The 24,076-nt window shown below is 44.5% G+C and carries 24 protein-coding genes and 1 riboswitch; of the genes, 11 read left to right on the top strand and 13 right to left on the bottom strand.

What is annotated here, in order from left to right:
- Positions 1-61: 61 nt before the first annotated feature.
- Positions 62-238, bottom strand: a complete 177-nt coding sequence (locus NYE35_RS07725; protein ID WP_155288103.1) for a hypothetical protein — start codon at positions 236-238, stop codon at positions 62-64.
- Between the two features lie 247 nt (positions 239-485).
- On the opposite strand from NYE35_RS07725, the gene NYE35_RS07720 reads away from it, so the two are divergent.
- Positions 486-1,559, top strand: coding sequence for a M42 family metallopeptidase (locus NYE35_RS07720; RefSeq protein WP_341120587.1), 1,074 nt, complete (start codon positions 486-488; stop codon positions 1,557-1,559).
- A gap of 544 nt (positions 1,560-2,103) precedes the next feature.
- On the opposite strand, the gene NYE35_RS07715 is transcribed toward NYE35_RS07720, so the two are convergent.
- From NYE35_RS07715 to NYE35_RS07705, 3 genes are all read right to left on the bottom strand, one after another.
- The gene (locus tag NYE35_RS07715) at positions 2,104-2,943 is read right to left on the bottom strand and encodes an aldo/keto reductase (protein WP_445321965.1); all 840 of its coding nucleotides are present in this window, start codon (positions 2,941-2,943) and stop codon (positions 2,104-2,106) included.
- Positions 2,944-3,138: 195 nt separating this feature from the next.
- On the bottom strand, positions 3,139-3,453 hold the full coding sequence (locus tag NYE35_RS07710) for a DMT family transporter (protein ID WP_036675721.1): 315 nt from the start codon (positions 3,451-3,453) through the stop codon (positions 3,139-3,141).
- Positions 3,454-3,816 (bottom strand): DMT family transporter, encoded by a 363-nt coding sequence (locus NYE35_RS07705; RefSeq protein WP_341120582.1) that lies wholly within the window; start codon positions 3,814-3,816, stop codon positions 3,454-3,456.
- An 84-nt stretch (positions 3,817-3,900) separates the two neighbouring features.
- Positions 3,901-4,008, bottom strand: a riboswitch (guanidine-I (ykkC/yxkD leader).
- Positions 4,009-4,156: 148 nt separating this feature from the next.
- On the opposite strand from NYE35_RS07705, the gene NYE35_RS07700 reads away from it, so the two are divergent.
- Both NYE35_RS07700 and NYE35_RS07695 read left to right on the top strand, forming a co-directional pair.
- Positions 4,157-5,095 carry an MBL fold metallo-hydrolase gene (locus tag NYE35_RS07700; RefSeq protein ID WP_341120580.1) on the top strand — a complete coding sequence of 313 codons (939 nt, stop codon included), beginning with the start codon at positions 4,157-4,159 and terminating at the stop codon, positions 5,093-5,095.
- A 28-nt stretch (positions 5,096-5,123) separates the two neighbouring features.
- On the top strand, positions 5,124-5,444 hold the full coding sequence (locus NYE35_RS07695) for a hypothetical protein (RefSeq protein ID WP_038569455.1): 321 nt from the start codon (positions 5,124-5,126) through the stop codon (positions 5,442-5,444).
- 50 nt (positions 5,445-5,494) lie between these two features.
- Here the strand turns inward: NYE35_RS07695 and NYE35_RS07690 are convergent, their stop codons facing one another.
- Both NYE35_RS07690 and NYE35_RS07685 read right to left on the bottom strand, forming a co-directional pair.
- Positions 5,495-5,911, bottom strand: a complete 417-nt coding sequence (locus NYE35_RS07690; RefSeq protein WP_038569451.1) for an HIT family protein — start codon at positions 5,909-5,911, stop codon at positions 5,495-5,497.
- A 46-nt stretch (positions 5,912-5,957) separates the two neighbouring features.
- Complete coding sequence (locus NYE35_RS07685) at positions 5,958-8,789, bottom strand: glycoside hydrolase family 3 protein (RefSeq protein WP_341120578.1); 2,832 nt, start codon at positions 8,787-8,789, stop codon at positions 5,958-5,960.
- A 227-nt stretch (positions 8,790-9,016) separates the two neighbouring features.
- Here NYE35_RS07685 and NYE35_RS31395 point away from each other — a divergent pair, with 227 nt between their 5' ends.
- A complete protein-coding gene (locus NYE35_RS31395; RefSeq protein WP_445321964.1) occupies positions 9,017-9,601 on the top strand; it encodes a DUF1720 domain-containing protein in 585 nt (194 codons plus the stop codon).
- Here the strand turns inward: NYE35_RS31395 and NYE35_RS07675 are convergent.
- From NYE35_RS07675 to NYE35_RS07665, 3 genes are all read right to left on the bottom strand, one after another.
- Positions 9,589-10,266 (bottom strand): winged helix-turn-helix domain-containing protein, encoded by a 678-nt coding sequence (locus tag NYE35_RS07675; protein ID WP_340960537.1) that lies wholly within the window; start codon positions 10,264-10,266, stop codon positions 9,589-9,591. The two genes, NYE35_RS31395 and NYE35_RS07675, sit on opposite strands and share 13 nt — an antisense overlap.
- A gap of 1,250 nt (positions 10,267-11,516) precedes the next feature.
- Positions 11,517-11,936, bottom strand: a complete 420-nt coding sequence (locus NYE35_RS07670) for a rhodanese-like domain-containing protein (protein WP_076098864.1) — start codon at positions 11,934-11,936, stop codon at positions 11,517-11,519.
- A 4-nt stretch (positions 11,937-11,940) separates the two neighbouring features.
- A complete protein-coding gene (locus tag NYE35_RS07665) occupies positions 11,941-12,261 on the bottom strand; it encodes a rhodanese-like domain-containing protein (RefSeq protein WP_076141194.1) in 321 nt (106 codons plus the stop codon).
- A gap of 101 nt (positions 12,262-12,362) precedes the next feature.
- Between NYE35_RS07665 and NYE35_RS07660 the strand changes: the two genes are divergently transcribed.
- From NYE35_RS07660 to NYE35_RS07635, 6 genes are all read left to right on the top strand, one after another.
- On the top strand, positions 12,363-12,647 hold the full coding sequence (locus tag NYE35_RS07660; RefSeq protein WP_036675735.1) for an ArsR/SmtB family transcription factor: 285 nt from the start codon (positions 12,363-12,365) through the stop codon (positions 12,645-12,647).
- A gap of 6 nt (positions 12,648-12,653) precedes the next feature.
- Entirely contained in the window at positions 12,654-15,239 is a 2,586-nt protein-coding gene (locus tag NYE35_RS07655; protein ID WP_341120575.1) for an FAD-dependent oxidoreductase, read from the top strand.
- A 209-nt stretch (positions 15,240-15,448) separates the two neighbouring features.
- Entirely contained in the window at positions 15,449-16,141 is a 693-nt protein-coding gene (locus tag NYE35_RS07650; RefSeq protein ID WP_038569427.1) for a response regulator transcription factor, read from the top strand.
- An 82-nt stretch (positions 16,142-16,223) separates the two neighbouring features.
- Entirely contained in the window at positions 16,224-17,147 is a 924-nt protein-coding gene (locus NYE35_RS07645) for an ABC transporter ATP-binding protein (protein WP_036675740.1), read from the top strand.
- Entirely contained in the window at positions 17,140-17,901 is a 762-nt protein-coding gene (locus tag NYE35_RS07640; protein WP_038569425.1) for an ABC transporter permease, read from the top strand. Before NYE35_RS07645 ends, NYE35_RS07640 begins: the two co-directional genes overlap by 8 nt.
- Before the next feature lie 20 nt (positions 17,902-17,921).
- Positions 17,922-18,848 carry a sensor histidine kinase gene (locus tag NYE35_RS07635; RefSeq protein ID WP_341120573.1) on the top strand — a complete coding sequence of 309 codons (927 nt, stop codon included), beginning with the start codon at positions 17,922-17,924 and terminating at the stop codon, positions 18,846-18,848.
- A gap of 6 nt (positions 18,849-18,854) precedes the next feature.
- Here the strand turns inward: NYE35_RS07635 and NYE35_RS07630 are convergent, their stop codons facing one another.
- From NYE35_RS07630 to NYE35_RS07615, 4 genes are all read right to left on the bottom strand, one after another.
- On the bottom strand, positions 18,855-19,655 hold the full coding sequence (locus NYE35_RS07630) for a histidinol-phosphatase HisJ family protein (protein ID WP_036675745.1): 801 nt from the start codon (positions 19,653-19,655) through the stop codon (positions 18,855-18,857).
- A gap of 38 nt (positions 19,656-19,693) precedes the next feature.
- Positions 19,694-20,548, bottom strand: a complete 855-nt coding sequence (locus NYE35_RS07625) for a carbohydrate ABC transporter permease (protein ID WP_036675746.1) — start codon at positions 20,546-20,548, stop codon at positions 19,694-19,696.
- A 14-nt stretch (positions 20,549-20,562) separates the two neighbouring features.
- Complete coding sequence (locus NYE35_RS07620) at positions 20,563-21,465, bottom strand: carbohydrate ABC transporter permease (RefSeq protein ID WP_036675748.1); 903 nt, start codon at positions 21,463-21,465, stop codon at positions 20,563-20,565.
- 64 nt (positions 21,466-21,529) lie between these two features.
- On the bottom strand, positions 21,530-22,909 hold the full coding sequence (locus NYE35_RS07615) for an ABC transporter substrate-binding protein (RefSeq protein ID WP_341120570.1): 1,380 nt from the start codon (positions 22,907-22,909) through the stop codon (positions 21,530-21,532).
- A 270-nt stretch (positions 22,910-23,179) separates the two neighbouring features.
- On the opposite strand from NYE35_RS07615, the gene NYE35_RS07610 reads away from it, so the two are divergent.
- Positions 23,180-24,028 carry an AraC family transcriptional regulator gene (locus NYE35_RS07610; RefSeq protein ID WP_036675751.1) on the top strand — a complete coding sequence of 283 codons (849 nt, stop codon included), beginning with the start codon at positions 23,180-23,182 and terminating at the stop codon, positions 24,026-24,028.
- Positions 24,029-24,076: the final 48 nt, after the last annotated feature.

Below are 24,076 nucleotides of genomic sequence, written 5' to 3'. Positions count from 1 at the left end.
TTCTTCGCTTAGAAGTTTTCCTTATTGTTTGCCATACCCCGCTTCGTTATGTCCCTCCAATTCAGGAAAAATACAGTAACACAACAATCAGCAGCAGGAACAGCACAAGAATAAGCACCGCTTCCTTTTCCAGAGAATTGTGGCGCCAGTAACGTCTGCGCGCTCCGCTAACCTTTAGGTTTCTTTTGGAGTATCCTCCCTGCACCCTTCTTTTGGGTACACTACCTGCTACCCTCATTTCCTTCGCATCCTTTCTAAAGCTCCTGCCACCAGAGCCCCTATTGCATTGTATTCGCGGAGCGTTCACCGGGTGTTCATTTGTCTCTTTAGCATGGACAAGTGAGCTCACAATGTTCATACTAAGTGGCAGGAAGAAATAACGTTGTCGTCCATTTTGGATGGCAACCGTTTCTCGTAGAACTATAAGGATGATGTATAACGCAAAGCTTATACGTCCTTATATTTTAATAAAGGAGTGATTTCAAATGAATCAAGAAACATTGGATCTATTCAAAACACTTACCGAATTCCCTGCAGCCCCGGGCTTTGAGCGCGAACTCCGCGCTTACGTCAAGGATGCTATGACACCTTATACCGAAGAGTTCGTGCAGGATCGTCTCGGAAGTCTGTTCGGCGTATTGCGCGGTGAGGAAAACGGGCCAAAAATTATGGTCGCTGGACATTTTGACGAAGTGGGCTTTATGGTCACCGGAATTACTAACACCGGGATGATTCGTTTTCAACCGCTAGGCGGCTGGCTTGCTTCTGCTGTTGCTTCCCAGCGTCTCCAAATCATTACACCAAAAGGCACATTGACTGGTGTTGTTGGCAGCACCCCTATCCATCTACTAAGCGCTGAAGAACGCGGCAAGACGGGCGAAATCAGCAAAATGTATATTGATATCGGTGCAGACAGCCGTGAAGAGGCAGAAAGCTTTGGCGTCAGACCAGGTCAACAAGTACTGCCAATCTGTCCGTTCACCCCGCTTGCCAACCCTAAAAAAATCATGGCTAAAGCGTGGGATAACCGTTACGGCGTAGGTCTCGCCATTGAGCTGGTTAAATCATTACACGGCAAAAAGCTGCCTAATACTGTTTATGCTGGAGCTACCGTACAAGAGGAAGTTGGACTTCGTGGAGCACGTACAGCCGCTAATCTTCTGTCCCCAGACATCTTCTTTGGCTTGGATGCGAGCGCTGCTGCTGATATGACCGGTGATAGCCAAGCCTTTGGCCATTTGGGTAAAGGCGCTCTCCTGCGCATTTTTGATCCAACGATGGTTACACATCGCGGCCTGATCGAATATGTACAAGACACAGCGGATACTCACAAGATCAAATACCAGTATTTTGTCTCCCAAGGTGGAACAGATGCAGGTCAGGTTCATGTAAGTGGAATCGGCGTTCCTTCCGCAGTCATCGGAATATGCTCCCGCTACATTCATACCTCTTCATCAGTTATTCATAGCGATGACTACGAAGCTGCTAAAGAGCTGTTAGTTAAACTCGTAGAAGGCCTCGACCGCACTACACTGCAAACGATTATCGAGAACAGCTAGGTTCTTATTTTTAAAAGAGCAGCAATCCTTTTTGAAGGATTGCTGCTTTTTTTTGGGGTCGTGGCTTACGGACCTGTGTCACTTGCGCCCCAGTGGTGTTTACAAACCCCGATATTACTTCTAAAAAACAATTGTGCTTATGCTTATGAACCCCATTGCCCGCTGATCCCGCTATAGGTACTACGACGGACCCATGATGCTTACGAACCCACGTTGTTTATTGTTTACGCTCCCAAGTTGCTTGCTTACGGGCGACACGTTGTTTATTGTTTACGCTCCCCAAGTTGCTTGCTAACGCACCCATGTTGTTTACTATTTACGCCCCCAATGTTGCTTCCGACCCCAGTGACACTATTCCATAGAAATGGGCTCATAATTGGTGTCATTCATGCTAATAGCGACTATGGTGTCCGATACTCCTCCAAAAGTGGCATATTTCTGCGTTTAAGATCATCTGTGTCCTATAGATACTCCACTATCCCCCTTCCCATATAAAAAAAGCCCGCCTCACGGCGAGCTCTTTGACCATTCTCAAACAGCTATATCAACTCATATCCAGTGGCACTTTCCACGAAGGTATCGGGAAAGCCTCATCCAGCTTCCATCTTTCTTCTTCACTCAGCGTAATTAAACCTGCAGCAGCATTCTCAATTACATGCTCACGTGAAGAAGCTTTCGGAATCGTAATAATGTCCTCCTCGTGGATCGTCCAAGCTAACATTATTTGCAGTGGTGTTGCGTTATGAAAACGGGCAATTTCCTGAACCGCCTCACTCTCAATAACCCCTTTGCGGAGCGCGCCTGCTTGTGCAAGCGGAGAGTACGCCATTACGGGCATGCGGTGACTTTTCTGCCATGGCAGCAATTCAGCTTCAATGCCTCTCGACCCTAAATGATACAGCACCTGATTCATAGCACAGTGAGTTCCCCCAGCTATACTAAGCAGCTCTTTCATATCGTCGACATCGAGGTTCGATACACCCCATCTTGCTATTTTACCTTGAGAGACCAGTTTCTCCATGCCTTCCACAGTCACTTCAAACGGAATATCTCCCCGCCAGTGCAGTAAATAGAGATCCAGATGATCCGTATTCAGTCGTTGCAAGCTTTCTTCACAGCTGCGAATAAGATTCTCGTTGCCGGCATTATGTGGGTATACTTTGGACACCAGGAAAACGTCATCCCGAATTCCTTTAATAGCGTCACCTACTAAAAGCTCTGAGTTTCCTTCCCCATACATCTCAGCCGTATCTATCAAATCCATGCCTAATTCCACGCCTAATCTAAGAGCAGCAATTTCTTCCTCTCTACGGGAAACATCATCACCCATATTCCAAGTTCCCTGTCCTATTCTAGGCACAGAGGTACCATCTGGAAGAAGCATGCGGTTAGCTCGGTTCACTTTCACAATTTCAGCCAAATGCTCGATTGAATCCTTAGTCATTGTAAAAATCTCCTTACCGATAAATTGTATACTTACTTTATACGACCTTTATGACCCTTTCGAAACATCTGAATCGTGTCTAATTTATAACTTATCTTTCCTTTAGGAGAGAAAAAGCAACAAATTGATTGCTAACTACGCTATCAACTTCAGCCCCACTGCGGCTCCCAGTATCATAAAAATACAGATAACCCGCCGCCAATCTTTGGCCTCTCCATATAAAAGCATCCCCAAAATCGCCCCACCAGATGCACCGATCCCCGTCCATACCGCATAAGCTGTACCCATAGGCAAACTTTTCATTGCAAATGATAGAAAAAGAAAACTTCCACCAAAACCAAGGAAGAGCAGCAAAAACGACTGCAGATTCCGGTGTTTATTCAACCTGTTGATCATAGCCACTCCGAACATTTCAAACAATCCAGCAACAACCAAAAATGCCCATGCCATTTAAGACTCCCCCTTTATTTCAGTTTCTTTGATATCTTTGGTTTCGTTAGTTACCATTTTCAGACCTATTACTCCTGCCAGCAAAATAACCACCAGTACCAGCTTCATTAGCTTGAAGGGTTCACCGAATAAAACCATGTCCGCAATTACTGTTCCTGCCGTCCCCAGCCCAACAAATACAGAATATACGGTACCCACCGGTAATTTACTGCTTACTGAAATAATGACATAGAAACTTATTATTATGGCTACAACTGTGATCAGCCACTCCCACACGCTTGAAGCATGCTTTAGACCTATGACCCACATGACTTCGAAAATCGCAGCGCCAACTACCTTCAGCCACTCTGAATTCTTTTTCATTTCAAGCCCTCCTTCAATTCACCATATCTTATGATTGCCCACGGACAAACAAATAAGCCCGGAAGGTCATCGCCAAATGGCGATACCTCCCGGGCTTTTATCCCTCCGTGTAGACACAAACTTAATGTTCGTGCGTTTTCCCTCGGACCAGACCAGCTGTGCACTCGCTGCGGAACCCTAGAAAACAAATAAATGATTAAGTTACATCGTATGGTAGCAAATCGGGCGTATAAAAGCAACCTTTTCTATTCCGAGAGTAATTAAATCATAGTATAAACTTCCATAAAATTATAAAATAGATATAAATTTCATTCGATTATCTAGGAAAAGAGGTTAATTTATGTTTCATTCCAGACATTTTAACTGCGTCCCTCTAGTGGAAGGCATTTATTACCTTGAAGCGAAGGAGCAAGGCGGAGCCATGAGCAATGCCGGTTTGATAGATATGGGTGATTACACATTAATCTTTGATACATTCAACACTCCACAAGCTGGCAAAGATCTTAGGGATGCCGCTCTGTATTATTTTAATAAACCTATCAAATACGTCATCAACAGCCATTGGCATGGAGACCACGTTAGAGGGAACCAATTCTTCTCGGATGAAGTAATCATATCCTCCAGTTTGACTAGAGAGCTCATGATAAAAACTCAACCAGACTGGCTTGCCCGAATGAAGAAACTGCTTCCTAATCTTGATGAGGATCTTAATAAGCTTAATACCTCTCTCGAGCTCGAACTGAACGCTTCCAAACAACGAGAGCTCCTTTCACAAATAGGTTATTTACAAGAAATCAAAGAGTCTATACTAACGCTTGAAGTAACTCTCCCCCAATTAACTTATGACCGCAAAATGACCATACATGGCTCGGCTAGATCCATTGAGCTCTTATCGGTGGGTGCTGCCCATACGGAATGCGATTCTATTCTATTTTCTCCTTCCGATTCTTTAGCTTTTGTTGGAGATATTGTCGCTGTTGATAATCATCCATTATTAGTAGACGGTAATCCCTTATCCTGGTTGGAGGCACTTACTTATGTCGAGCGCTTAGATGTGAACATAATTGTTCCCGGTCACGGGCCCGTTACTCAAAAACATTATCTACAGCAAATAAAACGGTATATAAATGATATAATCCATATTAGCGAATCATTGATACACGAAGACATGAATGTGAATGTGAACCATATAGAAATTCCTGAGCCTTATCTGGGCTGGAATTATGGGAGTATTTTTTACAGAAATCTTGAGTTTTTGACGAAAGCAGCTAATAACTAATTTTTGGAGTTGAAGGGAGAGGTTCGTTATGGTTTTTGGGATACTATTTGTAGGTGTCGCTGTATTTATTATTATACAAGCCGTTATACGGAATGGCTCGAGCTCGAACAGAAGTACCTTTGATAGAAATAGGCAAAATGATGCCGCCAACATGTCTTTTATGGCTGCCAGTCATCCGGATCTGCTGGATCCAAACCACTCTAACCACCATCATCATCACCCTGGAGATCACTCGCATCACCACTCTGGACCTGACAGCGGGGGGCATAGCTGGGGTGGAGACGGCGGACATAGTGGCGGTGGAGACTTCGGTGGTGGTGGAGATGCTGGCGGGGGCGGTTGTGATTAGATGAAAAGAAACGAAAAGGACATCCCTGATCTTTCAGGAATGTCCTTTTTTTAATACTCATTTATGATACTGAGAATTTCAGCTTGAGTTTGGCTTAATAACTTTTCGGCACCGTGCGGATGGATTGGTTCGCTCCAAGCGAAGCCATCTCCTTCGTATCTAGGAATAAGATGCATATGATAGTGAGTCAGGTCGTTAAACTTCCCACCATTTTGGCAAATGCTGATGCCATCAGGTGCAAACAAAACCTTCAGGACAACTGATAGCTTCTTTGAAGCGTCCATAATCGCATACGATGTTTCTGAATCGATATCTTCGAGATCCCAATAATGCTTTTTAGGGAGAATTAAGAGATGTCCTTCGTTAAATGGAGCAATGTCGAGCACACAAGTTACAATTTCATTCTCGTATACTACGTTTACGTTAGGCTCAATCCCGTTAGCGATCCGACATCCCAAACAATCCATACAGGCACCTCTCCATCCAAAGAAATTAAGAGCGCTCTAGCTTATCTTATTGATTAAATTGAAAACGGCTAAGCAGTACCTCACCATTAAAGATGAGATAAACATCGGTAGTTCCAGATTCCACGGATACTTCACCAGTAAGTGTGTTCCACTGCTGCAACACGCCACCCGATGGTACAGTCACAGATCCAACCATTGTCCCTGCTGGGCTGCCCGTTCTAATCTCGAGGGTGCCACCTTTTGCAGAGGATACCAAGGCTTCAAAAGCTCCTGCCCCTTGCTCGAACAATACATCTTTAAAAGCGATCCAAGCGCCATCTTTTACCGGATGTATGGAAGCACCGCCTGCTTTGCACTCGTCCAGATATACGCCTTCGTAGTCATCGTAATTCTCTGCTTTGGTATTGATATACAGATTACGCGACGGAATAACGTCCCCTTGAACCGATAGTTGAGCGGATAATTGGATATCAGCAGATGAACGGCCGATCAGAACCATGTACTCTCCATTTTCCACGCAATATTGCTCACGGGTAACATCCCAGAATGCCAGCTCGGCAACCGGCAACGTAAACTCTATGGTTTGCGATTGACCTGCGGTTAGGTTTACTTTTTCAAAACCCTTCAACTGTTTAATCGGACGTTTCACCCGGGAATTCAGAGCTTGCACATATAGCTGCACCACTTCGTCCCCATCAACAACGCCTGTATTCTCTACTTGAACGGAAATTTTAAACGTGTCATCCGCTTGCAGCTCCTTAGCACTTAGGCTTAGGTTGCTGTAGGAAACTTGGGCATAACTTAAGCCGTGTCCAAACGCATACAGTGGCTCTCCGTCAAAGTACATATATGTTCTTTTGCCTTTGATAATATCATAATCCATCAGCTCAGGCAGCTGTTCTACAGAACGGAACCAAGTCATGTTCAGCTTGCCGGAAGGACTGTAATCGCCGAAAAGAACTTCTGCCACCGCATTGCCCAGCTCTTGTCCACTGTGGGAGGTATACAATACAGCCGGGATGTTCTCGTCAATCCAAGTGGAAGTTATCGGGTAACTGCCGACAATGACTACAACTGTATTCGGATTCGCTTCATAGACAGCTTTGACCAGTCGCTCTTGCTCCTCTGGAAGCACAATATCCGGTCTGTCGATTTCTTCTTTTCCGTTAAGGAGTGGATGGTTGCCCACAAAAACCACAGCGATTTCCGCAGCCTTGGCAGCTTCTACTGCAGCCTCTATGCCGTTAGTTACAATGTTCTTTTTAAAAAGACGTGCTTCCGCATTAGCATCCTGATCTGCCACTTGCAGCGTTCCATTTTCCGGATTCACCGAGATCATTTTATCATTCCAGGTCCGCAAAGATACCGTATCTTCGCTTTCCGGAACGATGTTAATCGATTCTTTTACAAACCAGCCGTAAATTTCATCAGCAGATGCTGTGAGAGTCTCTGCTTCGCTTAAAGTTACATACTGACCGCGACTTGTCGCCTTCAGAGTATTGCTAGTCCAGCCCCAAGCTGTATGTTGGAACAATTCTCCGTGCTCTGCTATGTCATGCTGTACAGCCAGTCTTCCGTCCTCACCTGTGATTCCGATAGCTTGGCCGTTTGCAGCTGAAGTAAGAATGATCTGATCTGCGCCACTCTCAAAAGTAATGTGTTTACCAGGCAGCTTTTTGCTAACACCCTGCAAAGGAGTCACTCCATAAGGTAATGTGCCAGAATACCAATCTCTAAAGGCTTCATCACCAAGCGGACCAATAATCGCCAATTTGCTCAGACTGCTTTTGTTCAATGGCAATGTGCCTTGTTCATTCTTCAACAATACTATAGATTGTTTCGCAGCTTCCAAGGAGAGTGCGGTATGTTTTTTGCTAAGAATAACGGAATCGTCGATTGCATCGTATGGGTTCCCCTCAGCCGGATCGAACTCTCCCAGACGGAAACGAACTCTGAAAGTGTTGGCAAGCGCACGATCCAAATCTTCCTCTGCTAAGAGGCCTTGGTCTAGCGCTTCGTGAAGAACCTTGATTGTCTCTGCGGTTTCTTCTGTTACGCTGTCAATTCCATTTTTGATAGATTCAGCCATCGATTGTGCAAAAGATTCATAATACTTGTGGTCCTTCACGATCCCAAAAAGATCGCCGGCATCGCTTACAATAAAGCCATCCATTTCCCATTCGCCTTTAACCACATCCATTACTGCCGGATGAAGAATAACAGGCACGCCATTCACCGAGTTATAAGCGGTCATCATGGACTGTGCGCCACCTTCTTGAAAAGCAGGCTTAAACGCTTCCAGATAATACTCCCGCATATTTCTCGGATCGATGCTCGCGGAGCAGTTCCCGCGTTCAATCTCATTATTGTTGCCGAGGAAATGCTTCAGCGTTGCTACCGCTTTCAAATAGACCGGGTGATCACCTTGGATTCCCTGCACTAGTGATGTGCTGAGTCGGCCGGTCAACTCTGGATCTTCACCGTAAGCTTCCTCAGTTCTTCCCCAACGTGGATCACGTTCCATATCCACCGTTGGCGCCCATAACGTCAGACCGTTCACCGTTGGATTCTTTTTATAAAAGGCTCTAGCTTCATCTCCGATGGCCGAACCAATTTCCTTCAGCAGCTCTGGATTCCAAGTACAAGCCAGTCCGCTTGGCTGAGGAAAAGAAGTCGCTTTTCCAAGCCAAGAAATCCCGTGCGCCGCTTCCGTACCATGCTTGTAGGCCCCAACACCCAAACGCTCTATGGCAGCTTGATACTGAGGCATCAGGCTTACTTTTTCATCAAGTGTTAGTCTGGAGATCAGATCCTGCACTCGCTCATTTAAAGGTAAATCAATCTGTTGAAATGGATATTTAGCTATATCTGTTCCCATCAAAATCGCTCCTTCGTCTCTTGTTGATAGCGGTTTCATTCATTCCCGAGGACAATCCTTCAAAAAAACTCCTATACGTCCTATCCATCTAATCATAGAAGATTCCCCTCCTCCGCAACACCTTAACAATCTAAATAGAAATCAGGTCATAATTAGAGATTTAGGGGGATGATGTGAGTACGTAGGTTTGCTCGTTATTCGCTCCATCTCCACAATCTACGGGATTTATACCGTTTATTTGCTCACTTCTCGCTGTACGCCCACAATCTACGGGATTTATACCGTTTATTTGCTCACTTCTCGCTGTACGCCCACAATCTACGGGATTTATACCGTTCATTTGCTCACTTCTCGCTCCACGCCCCCAATCTACGGGATTTATACCGTTCATTTGCTCACTTCTCGCTCCATCTCCGCAATCTACGGGATTTATACCGTTCATTTGCCCAATTCCCGCTCCATCTCCGCAATCTACGGGATTTATACCGTTCATTTGCCCAATTCCCGCTGTACGCCCACAATCTACGGGATTTATACCGTTCATTTGCCCAATTCCCGCTCCACGCCTCCAATCTACGGGATTTATACCGCACACTTGCTCGATTCCCACTCCACGCCCACAATCTACGGGATTTATACCGTACATTTGCCCACTTCTCGCTCCATCTCCGCAATCTACGGGATTTATACCGTTCATTTGCCCACTTCTCGCTCCATCTCCGCAATCTACGGGATTTATACCGTTCATTTGCCCAATTCCCACTCCACGCCCCCAATCTACGGGATTTATACCGTTCATTCACCACAGCTGAATATCGTTAAGTGAATGTACATATTCATAGCGACAAACCCTCCCACTCACCTGGGAAACTATCGGCTTAAACTTACCTTTCTCACAAAGTGACCTCATACATTTCCTAACTGTACGCAGATCAATGCCAAGCTCCCTCACCAAATCAACAGGCCGAATGTCCCCGTTCGAACGCACCGCAATTTGCAAAATATCACGCTCCAGTCGACTAAACGCCTCCTTCTCTTCTGTCCTCAAAGCGAGGTACGGCATCAGTAATGATCTCAACAAAAAAATTGTATTCTCAGGATTCACTTCCAGATCATCATATGGTATCGCCACTACCCGATAACCCGCGATTTGTAGATAAGTCTCTCGATTCAATTCCTGCCGATAACGCGTCCGATCTGTGTTTTGCACATGTGGGCCGTAACCTTTTACCTCAAAAGCAAACTTAACCTGCCCAGGCTTCCACGCAAAATCAACAAAATAAGGCCATCCCCGCCAATCCAACACTTCATATTCAGGATGGAGATCATCAAAATGACCCATCATCGGCCACCAAACCTTCTCCGCAAACATTCGCTCACCATGCCCATGTCCCCGCTCCAATCTCCCCCGTCTTTCTCCCGTTCTTCGACTAATATGATCTTCCACCCACTTACGATGTTCTTCCGTAAATCCCATAACGTTCCCCTCCTCCTTGGCATAAAAAAATCCCGCACCCAATTATGGATGCGGGACGTGCTTCGTCCTATTACTCAAAAGTATAGTATTCGCCTTCTTATGCTGTCAATGACACTCTACATTCAACGTTAGCATCGAGCTAAATATACTTGCCTATTAAAAAATCACATTGGTTAGAGTATGTTGCATTAAAGTAATTTCAGCTACAGTTAGATCACTACAGTGAGTTCAGCTAGAATTGGATCACTACAGTGAGTTCAGCTAAATTTAGCTACAGTTAGATCACTACAGTTCAGTTAGTATTAGCTCAGCAAGAACAATCTCGGTTAAGTAAACTACTTTTGAGTTAGACGACTAGACTTAGCTCAATATAGTATGTTTTGTATAGTAGGTTCAGTTAAAGTAATCTCGGTTTGACTAAGTTCCCCTAGAATAATATTATTCGACCTACCTTTTTGAAATTGTCTAAAATCGTCTCCCATTCTCCACTATTCACTGGCTATCGACCTGTGATTTTTCTATTTAATTGTATTTCATGCAACTATTTAACCCTTATCCCCCTAAAAGTCCATTTAGTTGTACTTTCTACAACTAAAAAAGGAGATATTAGGTAGTTAAGCGTAAATGATCAAATTTAGATGTACAAAGTGCAGTTAATTGTTACTTTTCCTAAAACTACTGAAGTTTAGCTGCACAAAATGCAATTAAAACTGAGTTCGAGTGAAGCTGGTTGGATTGCGTCTTAGTTACATCACTTAGCGCCCTAGCTACAACATCGACTTGGCTACATTGATTTAGCGATCTAGCCACAACATCGCGGCTTAGCAACATTAATATAGCAGCCTAGCCACAACATCGCGACTTAGCAACATTAATATAGCGACCTAGCCACAACATCGCGGCTTAGCAACATTAATATAGCGCCCTAGCTACAACATCGACTTGGCTACATTGATTTAGCGATCTAGCCACAACATCGCGGCTTAGCAACATTAATGTAGCGACCTACCACAACATCGCGACTTAGCATCATTAATATAGCGACCTAGCCACAACATCACAACTTAGCACCATTAATATAGCGGCTCAACTAGAGTGACATATTGCTCCTCTTCACTGCTCTCCCTCACCTAGCAAATGTGCATGCCGAGCGCCTCGCCCATAGGCATCATAAGAGATCATTCCATCGACACCCTGACTTCGACACCCTAGCTTCAATCCGAGACGGGAAATCAATGATCATAAATCCATTATCCTTCACAACAACCTTTCACAGAAATGTCGGAGAGCGTTCTTTTGTTCCCTAACAAATCACCGTTTACCGCATATAACTTACGAAATCCCTGCTTATAAAGAATTCGCGCAGCTTTATTTCTATTGTAGTAGCTTCCTGCAAGAATTAAGACCGAATCGCCTGGAGATAGACAGTGCTGCCAGACATAAGGTAACCGCCCAAGCGATATATTTATCGAACCACGGATACTGTCCTTCTGGTAATCAACGGCATCCCTGACATCGAGCATTTTCATAGCCAGTGATTGATCTGCTAATTCGCGAACCTCACGGACTTCTATATAAGAAAGTGAACGAACAGGCCATGCATAACGTAAAAACCTCAAAATACTAAAGACAATTAAGATACTCAGTAGGATCCGTACCATCATGCTCATGCCATTACTCCCGTACCAAAAAATCATCCGTCCAAGCGCCTAATCCACCCGTCATGTTCACAACGTTATACCCCTTTTCACTCAGCAGCTCACAAGCCAGTCCACTACGGCCACCACTTAAGCACATCACAATTATCTCTCCATGAGGATCAAGTTCATCTATGCGCATCAATAGCTGTCCAAGCGGAATATGCTTAGCACCCATTACATGTCCCTCCACCCATTCGGCTGGTTCGCGTATATCCAACATGGTAGGAGTCTCGCCATTCTTCAAGCGTTCCGCAACTTGCTGTGGGGTAATTTCCTTTGAAATTTTAAAAGACATCGAGCATCTCTCCTTCACCTTTATAAAAATAACTTGATTTCCATATCACTATATCATAATATTACGATATAAGGATATTGTAAAGCGAGGTGTTCGTTACCATGGACAAAAATTTTAAAGCTTATAACCAAACCGCCGAAACCTTAAAGGCTATAGCTCATCCCGTGCGCTTGTGCATCATCAAAGGACTTCTGGAAAAGGGCAGCTGCAACGTGAGCTTCATGCAGGACTGTCTCGACCTTCCCCAATCTACGGTTTCCCAGCATTTACAGAAGCTTAGATCACTAGGCATCGTTGAAACCGAACGTAATGGGCTGGAAATTAACTATTCTGTTAAAGACGAAAAAATCAAACATCTGATTCAGTTATTTTTAGGGGAGGAATAAGTCATCATGAGTAAAAAAGTATTGATTGTTGGTGGAGTTGCAGGAGGCGCATCAGCAGCAGCCCGACTTCGGAGATTAGATGAAGATGTGCATATTGTAATGTTTGAGCGTGATCCGTACATTTCTTTTGCCAATTGCGGACTTCCTTATTATATCGGGGGTTCCATTCAGGACCGCTCCAAGCTGCTAGTGCAGACACCGGAGGCGATGCATAAACGTTTTAACATCGATGTTCGGATTCAAAGTGAAGTAGTGTCTATCGACCCCGTGAACAAAAAAGTGCGAGTAGAAAGTATAGAAAAAGGCTCCTATGAAGAGAGTTATGATGCGCTTATTTTATCGCCAGGTGCTAAACCGATTCGTCCGAATTTGCCTGGTATCGAGAGTTCCAAAATACACATGTTGCGTAACATTCCCGACACTGACAAAGTCAAAGCTAAAGTCGCTGCAGAAGGCACACGTTCGGCCGTGGTGATCGGTGGTGGATTTATCGGTGTGGAAATGGCTGAGAACCTTAGAGAAGCTGGTCTGGAAGTTTCCTTAATTGAAGCAGGACCACAAATATTAGCTCCGTTCGATACTGAAATGTCTTCTATTTTGGCAAAAGAACTTGACGAGCATGGCGTTAATCTTATTTTTTCCGATATGGTCCAAGGGTTTGCTGAGGTGGGAGAACAAATACAGGTGCAATTAGCAAGTGGCACTGTACTGCAAAGTGATATGGTTCTGCTGGCTATCGGCGTTTCTCCGGATACCTCTTTCCTGAAGGACAGTGGCTTAGAATTCGGTCCCCGTGGCCATATTGTAGTCAATGAGCGGATGGAGACAAATCTGGATCAAGTGTACGCTGTAGGTGACGCGGTTGAGGTGGTTGATTTCGTAAACGGAACAAAAACTGCCATTCCACTAGCTGGTCCTGCCAATAAGCAAGGGCGTATTGCTGCGGACAACGTCAGTGGTCTCGGCACAACTTACAAAGGATCACAAGGGACTTCTATTATTAAGGTTTTTGGAGTCACAGGTGCTTCTACTGGAAATAACGAAAAAACACTACAACGTTTGGGTCTGCCGTATCACGTGATTTATATACATCCTAGCTCACACGCAACCTATTATCCGGGGGCAACTCCGATATCTATGAAGCTGATTTTTGATCCAAAAGGTACGGTGCTAGGAGCACAAGCTGTGGGTTACAGCGGTGTAGATAAACGTATCGACGATATCGCTACAGTTATTCGTTTTAGAGGTACGGTCACTGATTTGACGGAGTTGGAGCTATCTTATGCCCCTCCTTATTCTTCCGCAAAAGATCCGGTGAACATGGCCGGCTTTGCCGCTGAAAATATTTTGCAAGGTTTGACTACGGTATTCATCCCTAAGGATTTAGAGGGTCGTGACAAAAACAACACCATTTTAGTTGACGTACGTTCGGAAATCGAACATGCCAACGGTCATATTGAAGGGTCCATTAATATCCCTGTGGATGATCTGCGTGGTCGGCTAAACGAGCTTGACCCTAGTAAAGAAATTTGGGTGTATTGCCAAGTTGGACTCAGAGGCTACACCGCTTCCCGGATTTTGCAGCAAAAAGGTTACCGTGTGAAAAATCTGACTGGGGGGTATAAAACCTATCAGATGAGCCAATTTGCGCCTAAAAAAAAAGATAACTTGACGCCAAACGTTGATACAGCCGTAGCCAGTAAAGAAATCGCAGCAACGGGAGCAATGACGGAGACTGGGACTGGGACTGGCACAGTTACACCAACCGTCAATGCTACAGCTTTCACTGCTAACTCCAGCACAATAGGTGCCCCTTCATCCAAAATAGAAACGGAACTAGCACCTGATTCCGTGCTTGATGCCTGCGGACTGTGCTGCCCAGGGCCGCTGATCCAAGTTAAAATGAGCATGGACCCGCTCTTGGACGGCCAAGTCCTGAAGGTAACTGCTTCCGATCCCGGATTTTATGAGGATATCAAGGCTTGGGCTCGTATGTCCAACCATACGCTTTTGCAGCTAACAAAGCTGCCTACTGGTATGATCGAAGCTTATCTGCGCAAAGGAGTTATCGAGGCTTCAGCATCAGCACCAACCGGAGCAGGCGAACAAGTAATTCAAACTAGCAACGCAAGCACAATGGTTGTTTTTAGCGGGGATTTGGATAAAGCGATCGCTTCCTTCATCATTGCCAACGGAGCAGCATCCAGCGGCAAAAAAGTCACGATGTTCTTTACCTTCTGGGGCCTCAATATTATCCGCAAGGATGAGAAGGTGCATGTGAACAAGAACTTCATCGGTAAAATGTTCGGTGCCATGATGCCACGCGGCAGCCGGAAGCTGACGCTTTCAAATATGAACATGATGGGCATGGGTTCGAAGATGATCCGCTCTCTAATGAAGAGCAAAAATATCTCTTCCTTGGAAGAATTGATTCAGATGGCTATCGACCAAGGTGTGGAAATCGTCGCCTGCCAAATGTCCATGGATCTTATGGGCATCACTCGTGAAGAACTGATTGACGGTGTCGGAATCGGCGGCGTTGGTTATTACCTCGGCCAAGCCGATCAGTCGGGTCATAATCTATTTATCTAAATACCTTAACATAGCAAAGAGACTCCTCTATTTAAATAGAAGAGTCTCTTTTTTATATAAAAATGAACTCACGAGAATCGGTGATATAGATTTGAATAACCAAAATGCAGAAATTGGCTGGATCTGGATACAGAATCTAAAACCTGCTATCCTATTTAATAGGCATTCATCCGAATAACGACCTATTTTAGGTGGAAAAAGGAGATTAAATGAATAACCCGATACATATTCTTGTTGCTGAGGACGACAGCGACATCAACCGATTGCTGTGCAACATTATTAAGAAAAGCGGCTACATTCCCCAACCCGCTTACTCGGGAACGGAGGCACTTCTCTATCTGGAGCAACGTCAATGGAGCATGCTGCTACTGGATCTGATGCTGCCTGGCATGTCGGGAGAGGAACTACTTGAGAGGATTGCCGGGCGGGACGATATGTCGGTAATTATCATTTCCGCCAAGGGTGAGCCCCAGACCAAGGTGTCTGCCCTACGGGCGGGGGCGGATGATTTCATTACAAAACCCTTCGATGTTGAAGAAGTCTCTGCACGGATCGATTCTCATCTACGTTTGTATTCGCGGATTGCGCAATCGGCTTTGCCTAACGTGCTCCAGCATCAGGGCCTTGTACTTCATCGAGATGCGATGTCGGTTACGGCAAATGGTGCGGAACTGACGCTCACAGCTCTAGAGTTTGAGATTCTCTCGTTACTTTTGTCGGCCCCAAAAAAGGTGTTTACGAAAGCGAATTTGTATGAAAGAGTCTGGCACGAGCCATATTTCGGGGACGACAATACGGTCAATGTCCACATGAGCAATTTGCGCAGCAAGCTAACCAAGGCCGCACCAGGAAGCGAATTTATCGAGACGGTATGGGGCATAGGTTATCGGCTCAAGCCTTAAGACATTCTTAAGATTTGGCTTTAGCTCTTCTTATGTTTTCAATTCTATACTTGGTCTATCACGAAAAGGAGGCCAAGACGAGATGTACGAGTATGTATTAAAAACAAATCAACTATCCAAAAAGTTCAAGGGCCATACGGCGCTGGACAAAGTCAATTTGTCAATCCGCAAAGGCTCTATTTATGGTTTTATTGGGCAAAACGGAGCTGGAAAATCAACATTAATCCGGATTGTGACCGGACTTGCTTTTCCGACTCAGGGGACGATCGAGCTGTTCGGAGCCAGTGAAGAGCAGGCCTTGATCCAGGCTCGTAAGCGAATCGGCTCGATTATCGAGAGCCCCGCTTTGTTCCCCCATATGACTGCAAGCGAAAATTTAGAAGCAAACCGGATTCTACGCGGTATTCCCGGCAAAGATTGCGTTCCTAGAATGCTAGAACAAGTTGGACTGCAGGGCGCCGGCAAGAAGAAAGCCAAAAATTTCTCACTTGGAATGAAGCAGCGGTTAGGTCTTGCCATCGCCTTGCTGGGAGATCCAGAATTTCTGATTCTGGACGAGCCGACCAATGGGTTGGATCCGATGGGTGTCGTCGAAATGCGCGAACTGCTCAAGCGACTAAACCGTGAGCTTGGCATTACGATAATGATCTCAAGTCATATTCTAAGTGAGCTGCATTTAATGGCAAGTCATTATGGCATTATTCATCGAGGTCAGTTGCTTGAACAACTCACTGCGGAGGAATTAAACGAGAAATGTCAGCAGTATTTGTTTATCAAAGTGGATGATCCGGGCAAGGCAACAGCCGTCATTCAGAACGAGCTGGGTACGGCCGATTTCGAAGTGATGCAGGATGGAACCATCAAGTTGTATAGCCGCATTGAGCAGCCAGGCAAAGTATCAACAGCGTTATTCTCTGCCGGCCTCGAGATCGAGAAGTTTATGCCTATGGGTGAAGACTTGGAAAGTTATTTTACGAAGCGAATTGGGGGGAATCCAAATGTATAATCTGATCAGAGTTGAGTTTTTCAAGCTCCGTAAGAATAGATCATTTTGGACTTTTCTATTGGCACTTTCCGTCCTCTCACTTGCTTACCCATTGCTATATTATTTTGATCATCGGTCCAATGGGGAACCTCAGATCACCGGTGCTGAATTTCTGACTACCTTTATTTCAAGCAATGCCTACATTATTAAATTCGGCGTAGCCATTCTGGCTGGATTCTTTATCTCTAACGAATATTCCACAGGGGTCATGAAGACGATCGCATCTTCGGGCAACACCAGAGGCCGGCTGTTCGCGGCAAAACTAATCGTATTCGCAGTTGGGGCCATGGCGATTTCGCTCGTCTTTCCTATTGTCAGCACAGTCGAAGTCACGCTGCTTTCGGGCTTCGGTCATCTGCCAGAAGGAAGCACTACACTTTTTATACCGCGAGCCCTCGGGCTAACCCTGTTGTACACAGCTGGTTACGCAGCCATCGGGGCGCTGTTCACCGTAATCCTAACCGACAGCGGCAAAACTATCGGCTTCTCAATGATTTTCTTCCTTATGATTGATACGGTTTTGGCTAGTATAGGTTCAAAGATCTCTTTCTTCAGTAATTTGTATGATTATTCCATCTTCAAACTGGTGAGCGATATCGGTAAGCCCAGTATCGACAGTGGAGATTGGCCAGCGCTTTTACTTGTACCGTTGTTGACAATAGCCGTTTCCGGGGTACTCGGTATTCTCGTATTCCACCGAAAAGAAATCAAATAACAAATAGGAGGTGCAGGAGAGTGTTGTTTATTCTGACAATCATATTGTTTGCGGCAGGAGCTCTCCTGCTTTTCCGTTTGTTGATGCTAAGGCGAGAGCTAGGGCGGATAACAGGGCAATTGCATACCTACAATGAGCGAGCAACCGGTAAAAAAATTGATGTGGCTCTATTCGACCAGAAGCTTGAGGCGCTTGCGGGACAAATCAATCGTCAATCTGATTTAATCGTCGAAGCGGATGCCCAGCGAAAACGTGTCGAACAAGAATTCCGTCAGGCTGTTGCGAATATTTCACATGATATCCGTACACCCCTCACCTCCATCTTCGGTTATATTCAACTGTTGGAGGATGAGTCTATTACCCCTGATGAAAAGCTTGAATATGTTGCCATCGTTAAAAATCGGACGAAACGGCTGCAGGCGCTGCTGAATGATTTTTTTGAGCTTTCCTTGATCGAATCGCTAGATTATCCTCTACATACCGAAAAGCTTGGGATGACGGCCCTGCTCTCGGAAATTCTGGTCGGATTTTACGATTCCTTCAACGAACGCAATATTACACCAGATATACGGCTACCTGAGGAAAATGTATCCGTATACGCCGATGAATCCGCTGTGCGGAGAGTTGTCGAGAATTTACTTGTCAATACGGTCAAACACGCGACCGGGTATGTGGAAATCCGTTTCGAACGAAGGCAGGAAACAGCTGATTTAACGATAGTAAACGATGCGAAGGAACTAGCCGGAAGCGACGTTAACCTCTTATTTGACCGATTCTATACCGCAGACCGTACCCGATCTTCTCAAGCCTCCGGGCTGGGTCTCTCCATCGCCAAAAGTCTGATGAATAAAATGGGTGGCACGCTGACAGCCGAACTGGAGGATGAGCAGCTGATAATGACCTGCCGTTGGAAACTAGGTGATGCCGGCATTAGCTTGGCTACTTAATTCATTTTATATTTGGTCTAGACTAACCATTGTTCTAACCCGTTTATGGAATGTAGCCCATTCCCGATAGCCAATGGCCTGCAGGTTTTTCCGGACTTCTTCGAACTGATCTCCCACCCGTTCGGGTTCATGTGCATCTGATCCAATCGTGACCTTCACACCATGAAACAGAGCTCTTTCTAGAAAAGCCGTATCTGGGACACAGTTATCGTCAGAAGTATTAATTTCGAGAACTACGTCACTTGCTGCAACGGTTTGCAGGGTGAAATCCAGCGCTTCTGTCCACAAGCCGGAATAACCGGGAAAATACCGTTTTAAAGCATCCACATGGCCTAGTATGTCGTATAAGCCACTTTTAGCCGATTGAGAGACATAGTCATAATACAGATTTTTGGTCGCAAGTTTCCCCGCCTGATCCAATCCGTCCCAGTATTCTCCATCGTAAATGCTGATTCCGCCGAAATTATGAATCGAACCAATCACATAATCAAAGGGATAACTGGCGATGACACTACGATATATATCCAGGGAATCAGGCAAAAAGTCCGCTTCAATCCCCAGCATTACATCAATCTGTCCCGCAAATTCTTTTTTTAAAGCTAGAACCTCATCCACGTATGCAGGAAATTCACTCTTCGCCATAGCTCCTCCGGGCCAGGGCAGGTCTTCCTCCAGCGCAAATGCAGGAGTATGATCTGAGATTCCAATAACCTGTAATCCCTTTTCAATGGCTGCAATTACATAATCTCTTACTGTTCCTGTTGCGTGCCCGCAACGATTATGATGTGTATGATAATCAAACTTCATAAGTTCCCTCCAGGTAATAAACTTTTTTATGATTCGCGTTAACCTTTCGATCCAGAAATAACAATTCCTTGAATAAATACTTTTTGAGCAAAAAAGAACAATAACAGCAACGGAAAGACGGTTACCACAGATGCTGCCATCAACAGATTCCATGGTGTTTGTCCATATGCGGCTGTGAAATTTGCTAATCCTAGTGAAAGAGGATATTGACTGCTTTCACTTAAATAAATAAGTGGACCAAATAAATCATTCCAACGGGACATGATTTCTAGAACAGCCGATGTAGCGAGCGCCGGTGCCGACAAGGGCAGGAGAATTCTCCAATACATGACCAGATGTCCTCCACCATCTATCTTAACTGCCTCATCCATTTCCCTAGAGATCCCAAGATAGAATTGGCGTAGCAAAAAGATAACAAATGCACTGCCTGTAAATGCCGGAACGATAAGCGGCAAATAAGAATTTGTCCAATGAATTTGATTAAATAACAAATATTGAGGAATCAAAGTCACTTGTGACGGGATCATCATTGTGCTGAGTACAAGCACAAACAGAAGCATATTTCCACGGGCACGAAGACGAGCGAACGCAAACGCAGCCATAGAGGAGGCAAGCACAGTCCCAAATACTGAGATACATGTGTAGCCTACCGAATTCAATAAATATCGCCCCATTGGAGCATCTATGAAAATTTGCTTATAATTACTCCATTGAATAGAGGATGGCAGCCATATCATCGGGACTTTATGAATGTCGCCCATGGTTTTTAGCGAGGTGACCAACATCCAGAATAACGGGAATGCGAAAAGAATAACGCCGCCATAAAGGATTAGATATAACAGTATCTTCTGAATGGGCTTCAGCTTGCCGTGTAAAAAACTTCGCTGTCTCATGATGTGAATCCCTCCTATCTTTTAGAGTCATATTCATAGTGGACAAACCGCTTCGAACTCCACATGAATACAAGAGTCAGTGTAAAAAGGATGATAAATAGAATCCAGGCCTGAGCAGAGGCATAACCCATCCGAAATTGTTTAAAGGCTGTATCAAACAAGTAGTATACATAGAAATATGAACTCCAGTCCGGTCCGCCTTTCGTAATGACGTAGGATTCAGTAAATACTTGCAGGGAAGCGATCATTGCAATAATCGTATTGAACAAAACCACCGGCGAAATGAGCGGAAGTGTAATTTTGTAGAACTTTTTCCACACACCTGCTCCTTCAATTGACGCCGCTTCATATAGATCACTCGGAAGAGATTGCAAGGAAGCTAGGAATATCACCATGGTTGAACCTGACGCCGTTAACTGCATCAGAACCATAGATGGGACGACCGTCCCCGGGCTCGTGAACCAGCCTGGACCTTCCACACCAAACCAGTCATAGAGTAAGGAATTGACTACCCCGAAGGTCGGGTTAAGCAGCCAAGACCACAGGAAAGACACAGCCACCCCGGAAATAACACTTGGCGCATAATACAGCGTACGAAGTAATGACTGTCCTCGAACCTTCTGATTCAGCAGCAGGGCAATCACCAACGAAGATACAATGGTAAAGGGTACGGACAATAAGGAATAATAGATGGTGACAGATAACGATTTGTAGAACAGCCTATCCTGAAATAACAGCCTGAAATTATCAAACCCTATAAATTCAGGAGACGAAATTACATTGTATTCGGAGAAACTTAACATCAGCGACACGATGATCGGTCCGCCAGTAAACAATATGAAACCGATAAACCACGGCATAATAAACATCCAGAAGGCGCGTTCCTCCCGCTTACTCTCAGTTGCCATTCGCTTCATGAATCATCCTCCTTACGCGGCCGGCTAGTCTGCGATTAGCGGCCGCTTATCCTTCCAGTTCTAGTTAATCCAGTTTGAGTGAACGGAGGTTCTGATCCACTTCCTTCAGTCCATCTTTCAAATCTTTACTTCCATTCCATACAGAAGACATGGTCTGGTTCATGGTTTCTAGAATCGTATTGAACTTTACGATCAGATGATTTTCAGCTTCACGTCCATACTTAATAGCACCCTCATGGACTTGTTTGAATTCCGCTTTATCCATCCCAATCTGCGAGGATATTTTTTCGTACCACAGTTCAAACAAGCTGCTGTCCGCTGGCGTTCTACCGACATCATTCATATAGCGATAGGCGCCTCCATCGGTTTTGGGATCGGCCAGATATCTGACAAATTCCCAGGCTTCATCCGGATGTTTACTTGAGTTTGAGATGCTCCATGGGTCCACAAAAAGTGTCACTTTGCGGCCATCATGGTAGGGAACAGCTGCGACACCCCAGCGAAAGTCCGCTTTTTCATAAGAACCCAATCCCCAACCTCCATTAATGTACATGGCAACTTTCCCCGTCATGAACACATCTCCAAGCTGAGCCGCGGCAGACACAGTCTGTTGGTCCGGTGCAACCTTATACTTGTTAATTAAATCGAGGTTAAATTGTAACGCTTCAATATTTTTTTCGTTAAGTAGATCCGGCTCCCCCATAACCCCTGAGGTATACGCTTCTGGCTTAAAAAAATCACCGCCAAATGACCAAGCCATAGCATTCGGACTAAGGCCGCTTGCAAATCCGAATACCTGCTTGCGCACATTACCTACATCATGAGAAAGCTTTTGAGCAATTTCTAACATTTTATCGTAGTTCCATGAAGTGTCATCCCAGTCCGTTGTTGGATAAGGAATACCCTGCTGATCGAATAAATCCTTATTGTAAAACAGATACGTCGCATTGCTGACAAGCGGAATTCCGAAAAATTTATCATCAATTTTATATACATCCAGCAAATCCTTATCCATCGTATCCAGCTCTGGAGCCCCTTTTTCAATGTAAGGCGTTAAGTCCTTCAGGGCACCCATCTTCATATAAGTAGCAAAGCCGCTGTCCGCCTGGTTCGGATTCCACACATCAGGAGCGTTGCCGCTTGAGATCATAGTGGTCAATTTCTGATCGAACTGATCATACGGAATATTCTCAAGATGAACTTTAATATTAGGATGAGTGGCTTCGAACGAAGCGATCGTCTCGTCTTGCCAAGCTTTTTTATCCGGATCTGCAGCCATCACCCAATTAATCTCTACTGTCTCTCCCTTATTACTCTGCACACCTGAAGGGTCGATAGTAGATTCCTTATCACCAGATCCGGCACATGCCGACAATGACATTCCGAGAACTGCAACGGGTAGAAATGTAGAAAGAAGGTTCTTTTTTAAGAATTGAGATTTCATTTTTATGTCCCACCTTTTTTCATTTTTCGTTTAAAATCGTTCAAAGTATCTCTAATTTCAGCATAAGTTTACATATAGATTACACAATTCGATAATTTAGATAACATTCTAATTTTCTCTTCACACCCCCTTTGCTAAACCATTCGGAACAACTTCATCATAGCGTCTAAAAATATGATTTTCAGCACATATATTCACTAAATATATTGTTTTTCTGCATATATTCTTGTTAATATAGTTGACATACAACTGAATTGGGAGGGATAGCAAATGGAAACCAATTTTTATGAAGTACAAAAATTCGACATCAGTCGAGAGAAAAAAAGTCAATCCAGCATGCCTACACGACATTACCATAACGGTTATGAGGTTTTTTACATGGTTTCGGGGGATATTTGCTATTTCATAGAGGATAAGGCTTATCAGGTTGTCGGGGGTTCTCTATTGCTGATTGACATCAATAAAATTCATAAGCTTGTCAATTCGAGTGGGGAGACCTTTGAACGAATAACACTTGTATTTAAACGCGAGTTCCTCGAAGATCTGTTTCCGAACAATAAGACGCTTGATTTGCTGTCCACTTTTACACGAGATTGTCATCTGCTGCGATTTAATGGTTCTGAACAAAACTTTATCGAGAAATTATTCAATAAAATGGTCTCTGAATTTACGAAGCAACCTCCCGGCTATGAATTCTATCTAAAAACACTAATGTTTGAGCTGCTTATTTATATTTATCGCCACCAGGAAGCGATGCCTCCTGCAATCACTGAAGAAATCAGTGTAGTGAACAAAAAAATATTTGAAATTGTTGACTATCTCAATCGTTATTACGACCAACGTCATTCCATACGCGATATTGCCAACAGATTCTATATCAGTCCTTCCTACTTCTGCAAAACTTTTCGTGATAGTACAGGCTTCACCTTTACAGAATATTTGAATAATGTGCGGATAAAGGAAGCTCGTGCCTTGTTAATTAATACTGCCTTTAAAGTAGCCAAGATAGCTGAAAATGTTGGATTTGATAATATGACTCACTTTGGTCGGGTATTTAAGGAAATCACCGGGCTTTCTCCATTAAAATACCGCCAGACTTATAAAATAGAGAGTCCATGATGTATCTACGAAAAAGGAGCAGCTGCAATCATTTTTATTACAATATCC

The sequence above is a fragment of the Paenibacillus sp. FSL L8-0494 genome (assembly GCF_038003695.1).
Taxonomy (GTDB): Bacteria; Bacillota; Bacilli; order Paenibacillales; family Paenibacillaceae; genus Paenibacillus_AQ; species Paenibacillus_AQ odorifer.
The sequence above is the reverse complement of the archived record's forward strand: the minus strand, read 5'-3'. Positions and strand labels throughout refer to the sequence as shown.